Raw genomic sequence first — 14,316 nt, forward strand, 5'->3', positions numbered from 1 at the left:
TTTTTGAAGTACAAATGTATTTGTTTTTCAGACGATTTGAAAATATCTGCTTTAAGATTACGTAAATTAAGAAATAACTTATATCTAACTATGTTTCGCCACCAAGGAAAAAACCGAACTTTTATCCATAATTTACGTTTGGCCACGCTTTTATCATTCGTTGCAGGAATCGTCAATATTACTGGGGTATTGGCAATAAAAACCTTGACAACAAATGTTACGGGGCATTTTGCATACTTTGCAGAAGAGATCTTTAAGCAGAACTATACCGCCGCAATTACATTTTTTTTTTTACTCTTTTTTTCTTAGCTGGCGCTTTTATATCAAATTTTTTAGCTGAATTAGTAGCCGTAAAACATCCAAATCTATCACATGTGATTCCGATATCACTGGAGATACTAATTTTGGTTTTAGTTGGTTTTTTTGGAGTAAAAGGCGATTTATCAACGATTTCGGGAAAATGTATCGCTTTTTCATTGCTTTTTTCAATGGGAGTACAAAATTCCTTAGTAACGCAAATATCAAACTCAATTGTAAGAACAACCCATTTAACGGGACTTTTTACTGATTTAGGAATCGAATTATCGCAATTGTTTTTTTACAAAAAAGCAAACGAAAGAAAAAGATTGAAGACTAGTATTTATCTGCGATTATCAATCATTGTCTTCTTTTTTATAGGTTGTATCTCAGGTGGATTTTTGTATACTTTCTTCGAAATAAAAAATCTTTTTGTCGCTGCTTTTTTCCTTTTAATAGCACTTATGTATGATTATCTCCGATTACAATTCTTTGTCATCAAAAGAAAAAAATTCACTCGTATTCCTAATTAAAATAAATAATTGAAAATAATGCTGCTGTGGCAATAAAAATCCAAAGTAAAATACCTTGAAATAACGGTTTCAAACCAACAGATTTTAGCACATTGAAGTTTAATCCAGCTCCAATTAAGAATAAAGTAAGTGTTAATCCAATTTTTGCAAGTGAAACCAAGCTAGGAGCGACAAGTGCAGTTTGAGGAATATAGGTATTTAGTAACATTGCTAAAATAAACAATCCAATAAAATACGGTATTTTGACCTTGCTAGACTTGTTTTTAAATAAAACTGCTGTAAGCAAGGCGACTGGAATAATCCATAATGCTCTGGCGAGTTTTACCGTAGTTGCAATTTGTAAGGCTTCTGGTCCATATTTATTAGCAGCACCCACGACGGAACTTGTGTCATGAATTGCTATCGCGCACCATAAACCAAACTCTTGTTGTGAGAGATCCAACCAGTGCCCGATTGCGGGAAATAAAAACAGCGCGATCGAATTCAAAATAAATATAACTCCTAAAGCCACCGATGTCTGTTTATCATCTGATTTTAGCACTGGTGCAATCGCTGCAATGGCACTTCCACCACAAATAGCAGTTCCGCAAGAAATTAAATGAGCCGTTTTCTTTTCGATTTTGAACCATTTTCCAATAAAAAAACCTAAAATTAAAGTGCAAAATATAGAAGCTACTGTAAATATAAAACCTTCTTTTCCAGCAGATAGTGCACTGTTTACATTCATACCGAAGCCGAGTCCAATAACCGAAACTTGCAACAAGATATTAGTTGCTTTGTGATTTAATTCTAAAAATGGATGACCTGATAAGTTAGCGACAACTAAACCCAATAATAAAGCAATTGGCGGAGAAATAGTACCTGTAAGACACAGGACGATTAATATCCCAAAGATAATTTTCTGAAGTCTAGGATTAAGGTTAAGAAAAGTAGCACTGTTATTATTAATTATGGATTGCGTTTTCACAATAAATTTATTTAATTATTACCATACAAAGGTCAGCAGTTTATATGACTTTCACTAAGCATAATTAACAATCTCCTATAACTTCAGGTTATAATGTCTTGAAATTTTTTTAATAAACAAGTCTGAAAGAGCGTCGGTTTTTCCTTGTAAACTAATGATGTAAAAAAAACGTTCCATTACTAAATTATCGACATCAAGAATCACTAGTTCGTTGTTTTTCAGTTCGTTTTGAATTGCATGAATCGAAATAAACGCAACGCAATCAGAGTTCATTAAATACGACTTAATGCTTTCGGTACTTCCCAATTGCATTTCGACAGTTAACTCAGACATCTTAATTTTTAAAGGTTTTAAAGCATGTTCTATCACTTCCAATGTCCCTGAGCCTTGCTCACGCAATAAAAATCGCAATTGCAGTAGATCGTGCTTTGTAATTTCATCTTTGTTGACCAATGTATTTGTACTGTTACATACAAGTACCAATTCGTCTTTCAAAAACGGAATATATTTAATTCCTTTATTTTTTGATTGCCCTTCTACAATCCCAATTTCAATTTCTTTGTTCAATAAGGCACTTTCAATTTGTTCTGTGTTTCCATTTCGCAAATTGAAGTTGATTCCCTGCATTTCTTGATGAAAACGGGCTAATATAGGCGGAATAATATATTGAGAAATTGTTGTACTCGCTCCTATTCGCAGCATTCCACGTTGCTCATTTATTAGCGCACCCATTTCAAAATCGATTTCACGGTAGATTTCAAAAATAATTTTGGTGTATTTTAATAATTTTTCTCCCGCTGCAGTCAAGGAAATTTTGGATCCCGTTCGGTCAAAAAGTTTAATTTTATACGATTCTTCTAGTTCTTGTATGTGCTTGCTTACTGCTGGTTGTGTTATAAATAGCGCTACTGACGCCTTTGTAAAACTCAGTCTGGTCGCGACCGTGTAAAATACTTTTAATCTGAAATCCATTGTAGTATGGTGTTATTTATAACATGCCGTTGTATTTCCTAACAAACCATTCCGTTGCTAATAGTGAGACTATTAAAATCAACAATATAACCCAATCAATCAATGGTGATCTGGTTGTCTTGTTTTTTTCTATCGCCTTAAAATTTTCATCTTCTAAAAGTGATTTGATCAATACCGCCACCTGGTCCGGAGAATATGCTTTGCCTTGTGTTAGGGTTGCCAGCTGATTCAATTTTTCCACATCGGGATTAACAAATTGTTTTTCCCTATCGAAATCCAAAATTTCAAAACGGCTGGAATAACTAGTATTTGAATTCAACTCTTTTACGGTAAAAATATAATTCCCTGCAGCAAGTCCGTCTAGATTGACTTTATAGAATGCATTTCCTTTTAATAAATCGTAGTTTTTTGTTTGCTTCGTCTCTGTATTTGTTACGATTATGGTCAAACGGGCTTTGTCGTCAAATTCATAGTTTTTATTGAAATACTGAGCTGTGATTTCAATCGCGTCTCCAGAATTATAAAAACTTTCATGATTAACAACCAATGCTCTTTTAGAACTGCTTGACGCCAAATATTGCATTGTCTTATCTATAAAGACATCAAATTTTGAGAAGGACTGCGTGTCAACATGACTTTGTAAGCGCCATTTCCAAATATTTTCTCCCAATAGAAAGGCGTCACGTTTTCCTTTGTTTTCAGCATAAAGCAGTAATGGAGAATTGGTTTCCATACTTCTAATTTTTGAGGAAAGTAAAAAATCAGCATTTCCTTTCGCTGTAATCGTACCAAATGCATTTTCCAATGGTGGGAAATTTTCGAAACCAATATTATCAATGGCAAACAAATTAAATTGCGGGTTAAAGCTCGCCAAATAATTCTCTTTTTGATAGCTCATTTTAAATACTAAGTTACTTTGTTCTTGATTTAAAAATGAAAAATCAGTACTCGTTCCAGTGATGATAAAGCTACTTATTCCTGCTGATTTATTTTCTTCGAAAACAGATTTAAAAGCAGCAGTTGGTTGATACAAAATCAATACATTATAATCTTTTAATGAATTGATAGCTTTTGGATTAACAATAGTTACTTTACGCTGCGCATTAGATTCAATACTGCGTTTTAAAGCGCCTATATCAGGATGATTTATCGCTGTTATTAGTGCAATATTTGTCTTTTGATCGATTACTTCGATAGCAAAATTCTTAGTGTTATTGTAACTGTTCTTCTCTTTTTCTGGACCACTAATTGTTGCTTTGAATATTTGGGAACCAATTTTATTTGCAGCTAAAAGGACATTTATCACGGCCGTTTTTTTCGAAGAAGAAAAAGAAATACTTTGTTTTACTACAACTGAATTTCCTTCCGAAATAGTAAAATTAGCTACTATGTTTTTGTTACCTGAATAATTCAAAAACACTTCTACTGGAAATTTATTCTTATAAAACGCATATTTATTGACATTGATATGGCCAATTTTTAGATCAACTACCTCAGTTGTATCTCCTAAGACGATAGGATAAACTTTATTTCTAGGATCAAAACTATAGACATAATCATTCCCAGAAGTCTGGTTTCCGTCAGTTAGGAGAATTGTTGGGAATCTACTATTTCTATTAATACTTTTTAATTCTTTAGAAATCCCACCCAGATTGGTCTGCGTTCCTTTAAAATCAAATTGCTCCGAAGGTTCAAACTCGGCATCAAAACGATACGATTGTATGTCAAACTTCTCTTTCAAGGCTGCGTTCGTTGCTATTCTGGTATAAGCTTCTACTGTTTTTTTATTGGCATCTAATGCCATGATAGAACTTGAATTATCTACAACAATCGCTAAAGGTGGTTTTATAATTTCAAGCGTATTCCTGGTAATTATAGGATTAATCAAAAGCAACATAATACCGAACAAACTTAAAAAACGCAAAAAAGCCAAAAACAAATTCAGTTTTGATTTGTTTTTGGCTTTATAAAAATATTGAAAAAATGATAAACAACCAGCTACTAATAATGATAAAAACAATAATAGTATAGTGGTTGTAGTCATATTTTAGTATTATTTAATCATCAATTATAAGTTATTTGTACTGATACTGAAAACTGAATACCGATCACTATTTTTTAAGTAAGCATTCCTCCGTCAACATTCATGACTTGACCCGTAATATAGGCGCTCAAATCTGATGCAAGAAAAAGACATGCATTAGCAACATCTTCAGTAGTACCACCTCTTTTCAAAGGAATTCCGTCTCTCCATCCTTGAACTACATCATCATTCAATTTTGCAGTCATCTCCGTTTCAATAAATCCAGGTGCAATCGCATTACAACGAATATTGCGCGAACCTAATTCTAGAGCTACCGATTTTGTAAATCCAATAACACCAGCTTTAGAAGCGGCGTAGTTGGTTTGACCCGCATTACCTTTCACTCCCACTACACTACTCATATTAATTATTGATCCAGCGCGTTTTTTCAAGAATGTTCTTTGAATCGCTTTTGTCATATTAAAAACAGATTTCAAATTGACATCAATAACTTGGTCAAAATCTTCTTCAGACATACGCATTAAAAGGTTGTCTTTAGTGATTCCAGCGTTGTTGATTAAAATATCTACAGTTCCAAATTCAGCTAGTACGGCATCCACCATAGTTTGTGCTTCATTAAAATCAGCAGCGTTTGATTGGTATCCTTTGGCTTTAATTCCAAGTGCGTTCAATTCATTTTCTAATGCTAAAGCCGACTCAACAGATGAACTATACGTAAAAGCAACATTTGCTCCGTGTTTTGCAAAAACTTCAGCGATTCCTTTTCCTATCCCGCGACTTGCGCCTGTTATAATGGCTACTTTTCCTTCTAGTAATTTCATATTATAAAATAAGTTTAATATTTATTTGAAGCTATTCCTGCTATCCACTGCAATCTTTCATGTTTTTAAGAAAAAACATAAAAGGATTTTCGTTGCTATCAGGGCTAAAAACGAATTGTCAAATATAGAGTAATTCCTTTCTTAAAAAAAATTTCAAATTCAATAAAATTGCGTCATTACAGCAATTTATACTTTCAAAAACTTTTTCATCCATTTATCGCAATGTGAGCTATAAATTGCAAATAAAGTAAATGCGAATAAAAACAAATGATACCAAGCATTACTGATTAAATCAAAGAAGTCTAACTTCCCTGTTGCAAAACTTAAAATCAACAAAACCTGAGCACCGTATGGTAAAATACCCTGAACAATACAGGAGAAAATATCTAAAATAGTGGCTGTTTTTTTAGGGTCTAAATGATATTCGTCGTTTATTTCCTTAGCAATAGGCCCAGTAATTACAATCGATACTGTATTATTGGCTATTGCCAAATTAGCAAATCCAACTAGCGCACCAACTCCTGCCTGCGCTGATTTTTTACTTTTGATACGGCTTTTAATTTGGTATAATAAAAAATCAATTCCACCTGCTTTATCCACCAAAGCAGCTAAACCTCCCGTAAGCATTGACAATAAAAAAATATCAGTCATAGAAGTAAAACCTTCGTATATTTTTTGGATAAACTCCATAAATGTAAAAGAACCGCTAAAAAAACCGATGATACCCGCTAGAATTGTACCAATAAGCAAGGTGGAAAACACATTTAATCCTACCAAGGCCAGAACAATTACTAATAGGTATGGAATGATTGGAAGCCATTCAAAACTTGCTTTAGGCAGCTCAACAGCAACAATATCTGAATTTAAACCTAGGTAAAAGAATAAAATTATAGTAATTACCGCGGCTGGAAGTGCAATAAATAAATTGACTTTAAACTTGTCTTTCAGTTTACATCCTAAAGATTGAGTTGCCGCAATAGTAGTATCTGAAATCATGGACAGATTATCTCCAAACATGGAACCACCCAATAAAGCACCTGAAATTAAAGGCAATGAAGCGCCACTTTTATCTGCTAATGTCACCGCTATTGGTCCTATTGCTACAATCGCACCCACAGAAGTTCCGGAAGCAGTTGATAAAAACCCAGCAATTAAGAATATTCCTAATGGAAAATAAGCCACATCGATAGTACTGATTCCTAAATTTACGACAGCATCGACACCACCCATCGCTTTACTAACCACCGCAAATGCTCCCGCAAGTAAATAAATCAAACACATAGTCATGATTTTACTTTCGCCACAACCTGCAATTAAAGTCGCTACTTTTTCGTCTGTGGAGGACTTGAATAGTAAAAAGGCAGCAATAATCCCTACTATTACCGCAATTGGAGATGGAAATGCATAAAAATCATCCAATACAATTCCGGCACCTAGAAAAGTAAAAATAAAAACAAACAGGGGAATCAAAGCGTACGGGTTTCCTCTTTTATTCGAAAAAATAGTCATAAAATTAATTTTAATATGAATTAAATATGACGAAAAACAAAAGCTAAAAAATGGGAATTAAACAACATTTTTTCCAAAGGATTTGGCTTATCGTTTTAGCACCTTGCTCGTTGTTGCAGGTTGCTATCTCATAAAGAGATTCGTGATAACGGCTGCAAATGTAATAAATTCATGAGATTTAAACGATAAAATCTGATAATTTTTTATAAAAAAAAGCCTTACCGAAGTAAAGCTCTTTTATAATAACATAGGTTGAAATGTTTTAGAATGCTACATTCCATCTTGGTAATCTACCGTTTTCATCTAAGAAGTTCTGTAAAATTTGTGCTTCTACAGCAGTTGGAATTCCTTTAGTTTTATCATTGAATGTTTCATACCACACTACTTCTAACAAACTAATATCTTCTTTAGACATTTGCGCTGGCCAAGAATATTTTCTTCCTGTTTTTGCAAATTGATGTCCTTCAACAATCTTTTCTTTTAAGCCACCATTTTTTATTTTCAAAGAGCCATCATTTTGTACTGTTCCAGTAGAACCTACCATGATTAACTCTTTCTCTTCTCCTACTGCATATACCAAAAACACACCACTTCCTTCTGAAGCATTACAAACTTGTTCTAAGCTGTCGTCTGTAGCAAATGAAAATGAGTCGCTAATCTTGAATTTTTTTAATTCCTTATACATATTATTTATTTTTATTTTATTTGGCTTTCACAAAAAAATACCCCACAATAAGTAAGGATTACTACAACCATATGTTTTATTTATTAAATGAAAAGGCTAAAAATGACCTCTTTTAATAAAGTGCAAAGATATTCTTTAATTCTATTTTATAATAAAAAAGCCCCACAAATGTGAGGCTTATTCTATTTTAGTTTAAAATAGCAAACTATCCTAAAACTTCTTTTACTTTTTTACCAATTTCAGCTGGAGAATCTACCACGTGGATTCCGCATGCTCTCATGATTTCTTTCTTAGCTTCTGCTGTATCATCAGTTCCACCTACAATAGCACCTGCGTGACCCATTGTACGACCAGCTGGAGCGGTAACTCCTGCAATAAATCCTACTACTGGTTTACGGTTACCATCAGCTTTAATCCATTTAGCAGCATCAGCTTCTAATTGTCCCCCTATTTCACCTATCATTACGATACATTCTGTTTCTGGGTCATTCATTAACAATTCAACTGCTTCTTTTGTAGTAGTTCCAATGATTGGATCTCCACCAATACCAATTGCTGTAGTAATTCCTAAACCTTGTTTTACTACTTGGTCAGCCGCTTCATACGTTAATGTTCCTGATTTAGAAACAATACCTACAGTTCCTTTTTTGAAAACAAAACCTGGCATAATACCAACTTTAGCTTCACCTGGAGTAATAACTCCTGGACAGTTAGGCCCTATCAATCTTGCGTTTCTTTCTTTAACATAAGCATTTGCTTTGATCATATCAGCTACAGGAATTCCTTCTGTAATAGCGATAATCACTTTTATTCCTGCATCAGCAGCTTCCATTATTGCATCAGCAGCAAAAGCGGGTGGCACAAAAATAATAGTAGTATCAGCACCTGCTTGTTCTACAGCGTCTTTTACTGTATTAAAAACAGGACGATCTAAATGAGTTGAGCCTCCTTTTCCTGGAGTAACACCACCTACAACGTTTGTTCCGTACTCAATCATTTGAGAAGCATGGAAAGTTCCTTCGCTTCCTGTAAATCCTTGAACAATTATTTTGGAATCTTTATTAACTAAAACACTCATGATATATATTTTATGTGATTTTTAAAAATTGTGATGCAAAAGTAAGGTTTTGAAAATTATTTGTGGCCATTTATTAACAAAATAAATTATGCTAATTGACTCATTTGGTGGCCTCGAAATAATTTATTGTCTTTTATTTGCCAAATCGATATGAAATGTGCCATTAACATCTCTTCTCTAGGGTTTTCTATTGTTTTAACAAAATGAGAATAGCGCACGGTAATCATATCATTTTCTTCAATAATATGACTTATTCTAATCTTCGATCGAACAAATGCGCGACCTAATTCTTCAGACAGATTTATTAAAGCATCGTAGTTAAGCTGTACAAAACCCGTACTGTTATTCCAATCTACCAGAATGTCTGCGTGCAAATATTCCTTCAGCACTGCACTATCAATAAGAGCATCTGATTTATAAAAACTTTGAACGAGTTCCTTTGCTGTCATATTATTTTAATTTATTTAAAATTTCTGGAATTTTCTTAATATTAGCCAGTTGTTTTAATTTTTCTCGTGATTCTTCTATTGGTGTACCAAAATAGGACTTTCCACCTTCAACAGATTTTGTGACACCTGTTTGGCCCAGAATGACAGCTTTTTCGCCAATCGTGATTCCGCTGGTTGTTCCTACCTGTCCCCAAATAGTAACTTCATCTTCTATAATAACACAACCTGCTATTCCAGTTTGAGAGGCAATTAAACACTTTTCCCCAATTACAGTATCATGACCAACATGAACCTGATTGTCAATTTTTGTTCCTGCTCCAATAACGGTATCTCCCGTAACTCCTTTGTCAATTGTACAAAGTGCTCCAATACCCACATTATCTTTTATCACGACTCTACCACCTGAAAGCAATTGATCAAATCCATCTTCGCGCTTTTTGTAATAAAAAGCATCGGCGCCTAAAACTGTTCCAGCATGGATAATGACATTATTTCCAATTATGGTATTGTCATAAATCGCAACATTAGCATGTATTAAACAATTCTTACCTATTACTACATTGTTTCCAATAAAAGCATTAGGCTGAATTATAGTCCCTTGACCTATTACAGCTGAAAGAGAAATTGAAGCACTCGAAAACTCAAAAGGTTTGAAATGTTTCGTCAATCTATTAAAATCAGTAAAGGGATCTTCTGAAATTAATAATGCTTTCCCTTCTGGACAATCTACTTTTTTATTAATCAAAATAATAGTCGCAGCTGAATTTAAAGCTTTGGTATAATATTTAGGATGATCCACAAATACAATATCGCCCTTTTCTACAACATGAATTTCATTCATTCCAGATACTGTAAAATTAGCATCCCCAACAAATTCACAGTTGATAATAGTGGCAATTTCTTTTAGCGCGTAAACTTTTGGAAATTTCATAAATTTAGTATTCGGTATTCAATGTTCAGTATTCAGCTTGATTACAAACTGAATACTGAAAACTGTAATTTACTCTTTTACACGCTCCATGTAAGAACCTGATGCGGTATCAATTTTAATTTTATCTCCTTCATTGATAAACAAAGGTACATTTACGCTAGCTCCAGTTTCAACCGTTGCCGATTTAGTAGCATTTGTAGCAGTATTTCCTTTAATTCCTGGTTCAGCATATGTTACTTCAAGAATTACTGACGCAGGCATATCTACAGAAAGAGGTAAATCTGTTTCTGTATTAATACTTACCATGACATTTTCTCCTTCTTTTAATAAATCTGGCGAATCTAAAATGTTCTTGTTCAAAGAAATTTGCTCGAAAGTCTCCGTATTCATGAAATGAAAATCATCTCCTTCTGGATATAAAAATTGAAATTTGTGGTTTTCAACTCTCACTTCGTCAATTTTATGCCCAGCAGAAAAAGTATTGTCTAATACTTTCCCATTTGTCAAACTTCTTAATTTAGTTCGAACAAAAGCAGGTCCTTTTCCCGGTTTAACGTGAAGAAATTCTATAATCTTGTATATGTCATTATTGTACTTAATGCATAATCCGTTTTTAATGTCTGAAGTAGATGCCATTTATTTTGCTTTTGGCTATTAGCTTATGGCTATTAGCGATTGATATTTAAATTATTTATTTTTAGGCTAATAGCTAGATGCCACGAGCCAGAGCTTTCTTTAGTAATTTCCTGTATAACCTTTCATTACACCACGTGACGAATTTCTAATAAAATCAATGATTTCATCTCGTTCAGGAGTCGCTTCCATCTCTGCTTCAATTATTCCTAAAGCTTGAGTTACGTTGTAGTTTTTTTGATATAAAATCCTATAAATCTCTTGTATTTCTTTGATTTTTTCAGATGTAAAACCTCTTCTTCTCAGTCCAACAGAATTGATACCTACATACGACAAAGGTTCTTTTGCCGCTTTAGTAAACGGCGGCACATCTTTTCGCACTAATGAACCACCCGAAACCATGGCGTGATCACCAACACTAATAAATTGATGAATAGCAGCTAAGCCACCAATAACAGCATGATTCCCAATAGTGACATGTCCACCTAATAGAACACCGTTAACAATAATCGCATTATGACCAACGATGCAATCGTGAGCAATATGAGCCGCAGCCATAATTAAACAATTGTTGCCAATTACAGTTTGTCCAGATGCTACAGTTCCTCTATTAATAGTCACACATTCTCTAATCGTACAATTATCACCTATAATTGCTAGTGATTCTTCTCCACCAAATTTTAAATCCTGTGGAACAGCAGATATAACTGCGCCAGGAAATATATTACAATTTTTTCCAATTCTCGCGCCTTCCATAATGGTAACATTAGATCCTATCCAAGTACCGTCTCCAATAACTACATTATTGTGAATTGTTGTGAAAGGCTCAATGACAACATTTTTGGCGATTTTCGCACCAGGATGAACATATGCTAATGGTTGATTCATCTACTTTTTTTTATAATTTATATCTATAAAATAAAAACCATGAAAGGGTATGTTTCAGGGCCTTATCCTATCATTAATTTATTGCTTTCTAGCAATTTGAGCCATTAATTCGGCTTCTGCAACTAATTTACCATTAGCGTAAGCATTTGCTTGCATATGACAAATTCCTCTTCGAATAGGTGTTATCAAATCACATTTAAAAATTAAAGTATCACCAGGTAATACCTTTTGTTTGAACTTAACATTATCAATTTTCATGAAATAAGTCAAATAATTTTCAGGATCTGGAACCGTACTTAATACTAATATTCCTCCGGTTTGTGCCATTGCTTCTACAATTAAAACTCCTGGCATTACTGGTGCTTCTGGGAAATGCCCAACAAAGAAATTTTCGTTCATTGTAACATTTTTCATCCCTACCACATGACTTTCAGACATTTCGATAATTCTGTCAATCAATAAAAACGGAGGTCTGTGTGGAAGTACAGCCATAATCTTATGGATATCCATCAAGGGCTCTTGGTTTAAATCAAAAACAGGAACATAATTTCTTTGTTCGATTTTTATGATTTTAGCCATCTTTTTAGCAAATTGTGTATTTACAAAGTGCCCCGGTTTATTAGCAATAACTTTACCTTGTATTTTTGTTCCAATTAAAGCTAGATCCCCTACAACATCAAGTAGTTTGTGTCTGGCAGCTTCATTAGGATAATGTAATGTCAGATTGTCTAAAATCCCATTTGACTTCACATTAATATCTTCTTTTCCAAAAGCAACTTTCAAATTCTCCATAGTAGCCGCAGATATTTCTTTATCTACATACACAATAGCATTGTTCAAGTCTCCTCCTTTAATTAAACCATTTTCTAATAATGATTCTAATTCATGCAGAAAACTAAAGGTTCTTGATTCTGAAATTTCATTTTTAAATTCAGAAATGCTTTTCATAGTTGCATTTTGAGTACCTAAAATTTTTGTACCAAAATCAACCATCGTAGTAACACAATATTGATCACTTGGCATGATTAAAATTTCGCTTCCGCTTTCCTCGTCAGTAAATGAAATAACTTCCTTTACAACATAAACATTGCGTTTTGTGTTTTGTTCTTCTACCCCTGCTTCTTCAAGTGCTTGAACAAAATATTTAGACGAACCATCCATTATAGGCAGCTCTGAAGCATTTAATTCGATAATAACATTATCTAAATCACAACCAACTAGGGCCGCTAACACATGTTCTGGCGTTTGTATTTTTACTCCAAGTTTTTCTAAATTGGTTCCTCGTTGTGTATTTACAACATAGTTTGCATCTGCTTCAACAACAGGATGTCCTTCTAAATCTACTCGGACGAAAGTAAAACCATTATTTACCGGAGCAGGTTTAAAAGTCATTGTAACTTCTTTACCAGTGTGCAATCCAACTCCTGTTAGCGAAACTTCTGTCTTTATAGTTTTCTGTTTAACCATTATTCCCGATTTTTTGGTTTAATATTTGTTTTTTTAATTCTTCTAATTCTGCGACGATCTTTGGTAAATTTTTAAAGTGGACATACGATTTACTGTAATCGTTGTAACCAAATGTTGGACTTCCTTGTAAGATCTCCGCATCTTTGATGTTTCTTCCTACTCCGGATTGCGCCTGAATTCGAACATTATTCCCAATGGTTAAATGTCCTGCAATTCCTACCTGACCACCAATCATTGCGTTTTTCCCAATTTTAGTAGAGCCTGCAACACCAGTTTGAGCTGCAATTACGGTATTCTCTCCTATTTCCACGTTGTGACCAATCTGGATTTGATTGTCCAGTTTCACTCCTTTTCTTATGATTGTAGAGCCCATTGTAGCTCGATCTATAGATGTACAAGCTCCAATGTCTACGTTGTCTTCTATTATGACATTTCCTATTTGCGGAATTTTTTTAAAGCTTCCGTCAGGATTTGGCGCAAAGCCAAAACCATCAGCTCCTATCACCGCACCAGAATGTATGGTACAATTATTTCCAATTACGGTTTGCTCATAAATTTTAGTTCCTGCAAAAATAGTTACATTATCGCCAATGACAACATTATCTCCGATAAAACAGTTAGGATAAATTTTTACATTGTCGCCTAAAACGACCTTAGAACCTACATAGCTAAAACTACCTAAATATAAATTCTTACCATAAGTAGCATTCTCTGCTATTACCGAAGGCTGTTCGATTCCGCTTTTAGCCCCTTTTGCCTGATCATAGAACTCTAATAATTTAGAAAAAGCCAAATAAGCATCTTCTACTTTTATCATCGTTGTCGTTATTTCCGATTCTGGAAAAAAGCTTTTATTTACAATCGTGATTGTAGCTTGGGTGCTATATATGTAGTTATTGTATTTTGGATTTGATAAAAAAGTCAGCGAGCCTTCCTTTCCTTCTTCAATCTTAGACAACTCATGCACTTCAGCATTGGGATTCCCAACAACTTCACCTTCCAATATCCCCGCTATTTGTTCTGCTGTAAATTTCATTGCGAC

General features: G+C 33.9%; 14 protein-coding genes and 1 riboswitch. Of the genes, 1 reads left to right on the plus strand and 13 read right to left on the minus strand.

Annotation, left to right across the window (positions count from 1 at the left end; all coding sequences use genetic code 11):
- Positions 1-320: 320 nt before the first annotated feature.
- Positions 321-830: a YoaK family protein gene (locus FQU23_RS05645; RefSeq protein ID WP_317165182.1), complete on the plus strand. Its 510-nt coding sequence runs from the start codon at positions 321-323 to the stop codon at positions 828-830.
- On the opposite strand, the gene FQU23_RS05650 is transcribed toward FQU23_RS05645, so the two are convergent.
- The 13 genes from FQU23_RS05650 to lpxD form a co-directional block, all read right to left on the minus strand.
- Positions 823-1,728 (minus strand): YeiH family protein, encoded by a 906-nt coding sequence (locus tag FQU23_RS05650; protein WP_317165183.1) that lies wholly within the window; start codon positions 1,726-1,728, stop codon positions 823-825. The genes FQU23_RS05645 and FQU23_RS05650 overlap by 8 nt on opposite strands.
- A gap of 144 nt (positions 1,729-1,872) precedes the next feature.
- Positions 1,873-2,769, minus strand: coding sequence for a LysR family transcriptional regulator (locus FQU23_RS05655; RefSeq protein ID WP_147673006.1), 897 nt, complete (start codon positions 2,767-2,769; stop codon positions 1,873-1,875).
- A gap of 16 nt (positions 2,770-2,785) precedes the next feature.
- A complete protein-coding gene (locus FQU23_RS05660) occupies positions 2,786-4,813 on the minus strand; it encodes a hypothetical protein (RefSeq protein ID WP_147673007.1) in 2,028 nt (675 codons plus the stop codon).
- A gap of 74 nt (positions 4,814-4,887) precedes the next feature.
- Positions 4,888-5,634 (minus strand): 3-oxoacyl-[acyl-carrier-protein] reductase, encoded by a 747-nt coding sequence (fabG, locus tag FQU23_RS05665; protein WP_147673008.1) that lies wholly within the window; start codon positions 5,632-5,634, stop codon positions 4,888-4,890.
- Between the two features lie 186 nt (positions 5,635-5,820).
- Positions 5,821-7,143, minus strand: a complete 1,323-nt coding sequence (locus FQU23_RS05670) for a Na+/H+ antiporter NhaC family protein (protein WP_147673009.1) — start codon at positions 7,141-7,143, stop codon at positions 5,821-5,823.
- A gap of 57 nt (positions 7,144-7,200) precedes the next feature.
- Positions 7,201-7,297, minus strand: a riboswitch (SAM-I-IV-variant riboswitch).
- Between the two features lie 108 nt (positions 7,298-7,405).
- A complete protein-coding gene (locus FQU23_RS05675) occupies positions 7,406-7,828 on the minus strand; it encodes a hypothetical protein (protein ID WP_147673010.1) in 423 nt (140 codons plus the stop codon).
- 205 nt (positions 7,829-8,033) lie between these two features.
- On the minus strand, positions 8,034-8,906 hold the full coding sequence (sucD, locus tag FQU23_RS05680; RefSeq protein WP_132109616.1) for a succinate--CoA ligase subunit alpha: 873 nt from the start codon (positions 8,904-8,906) through the stop codon (positions 8,034-8,036).
- Between the two features lie 86 nt (positions 8,907-8,992).
- A complete protein-coding gene (locus FQU23_RS05685; protein ID WP_132109615.1) occupies positions 8,993-9,355 on the minus strand; it encodes a nuclear transport factor 2 family protein in 363 nt (120 codons plus the stop codon).
- 1 nt (position 9,356) lies between these two features.
- Positions 9,357-10,286: a UDP-3-O-(3-hydroxymyristoyl)glucosamine N-acyltransferase gene (locus FQU23_RS05690; RefSeq protein ID WP_147673011.1), complete on the minus strand. Its 930-nt coding sequence runs from the start codon at positions 10,284-10,286 to the stop codon at positions 9,357-9,359.
- 69 nt (positions 10,287-10,355) lie between these two features.
- A complete protein-coding gene (gene efp / locus FQU23_RS05695) occupies positions 10,356-10,922 on the minus strand; it encodes an elongation factor P (protein WP_132109613.1) in 567 nt (188 codons plus the stop codon).
- 99 nt (positions 10,923-11,021) lie between these two features.
- Complete coding sequence (gene lpxA / locus FQU23_RS05700) at positions 11,022-11,807, minus strand: acyl-ACP--UDP-N-acetylglucosamine O-acyltransferase (protein WP_147673012.1); 786 nt, start codon at positions 11,805-11,807, stop codon at positions 11,022-11,024.
- A 78-nt stretch (positions 11,808-11,885) separates the two neighbouring features.
- The gene (locus FQU23_RS05705; RefSeq protein WP_147673013.1) at positions 11,886-13,274 is read right to left on the minus strand and encodes a bifunctional UDP-3-O-[3-hydroxymyristoyl] N-acetylglucosamine deacetylase/3-hydroxyacyl-ACP dehydratase; all 1,389 of its coding nucleotides are present in this window, start codon (positions 13,272-13,274) and stop codon (positions 11,886-11,888) included.
- Positions 13,267-14,310 (minus strand): UDP-3-O-(3-hydroxymyristoyl)glucosamine N-acyltransferase, encoded by a 1,044-nt coding sequence (lpxD, locus tag FQU23_RS05710; protein ID WP_147673014.1) that lies wholly within the window; start codon positions 14,308-14,310, stop codon positions 13,267-13,269. The genes FQU23_RS05705 and lpxD overlap by 8 nt, the downstream gene beginning before the upstream one ends.
- Positions 14,311-14,316: the final 6 nt, after the last annotated feature.

It is taken from the genome of Flavobacterium sp. XN-5, assembly GCF_008033395.2.
GTDB lineage: Bacteria > Bacteroidota > Bacteroidia > Flavobacteriales > Flavobacteriaceae > Flavobacterium > Flavobacterium hiemivividum.

Coding starts and splice junctions, on each gene's coding strand:
- FQU23_RS05655 (WP_147673006.1), bottom strand. CDS start 2,769: ATGGATTTCAGATTAAAAGTATTTTACACGGTCGCGACCAGACTGAGT.
- FQU23_RS05660 (WP_147673007.1), bottom strand. CDS start 4,813: ATGACTACAACCACTATACTATTATTGTTTTTATCATTATTAGTAGCT.
- fabG (WP_147673008.1), bottom strand. CDS start 5,634: ATGAAATTACTAGAAGGAAAAGTAGCCATTATAACAGGCGCAAGTCGC.
- FQU23_RS05670 (WP_147673009.1), bottom strand. CDS start 7,143: ATGACTATTTTTTCGAATAAAAGAGGAAACCCGTACGCTTTGATTCCC.
- FQU23_RS05675 (WP_147673010.1), bottom strand. CDS start 7,828: ATGTATAAGGAATTAAAAAAATTCAAGATTAGCGACTCATTTTCATTT.
- sucD (WP_132109616.1), bottom strand. CDS start 8,906: ATGAGTGTTTTAGTTAATAAAGATTCCAAAATAATTGTTCAAGGATTT.
- FQU23_RS05685 (WP_132109615.1), bottom strand. CDS start 9,355: ATGACAGCAAAGGAACTCGTTCAAAGTTTTTATAAATCAGATGCTCTT.
- FQU23_RS05690 (WP_147673011.1), bottom strand. CDS start 10,286: ATGAAATTTCCAAAAGTTTACGCGCTAAAAGAAATTGCCACTATTATC.
- efp (WP_132109613.1), bottom strand. CDS start 10,922: ATGGCATCTACTTCAGACATTAAAAACGGATTATGCATTAAGTACAAT.
- lpxA (WP_147673012.1), bottom strand. CDS start 11,807: ATGAATCAACCATTAGCATATGTTCATCCTGGTGCGAAAATCGCCAAA.
- FQU23_RS05705 (WP_147673013.1), bottom strand. CDS start 13,274: ATGGTTAAACAGAAAACTATAAAGACAGAAGTTTCGCTAACAGGAGTT.
- lpxD (WP_147673014.1), bottom strand. CDS start 14,310: ATGAAATTTACAGCAGAACAAATAGCGGGGATATTGGAAGGTGAAGTT.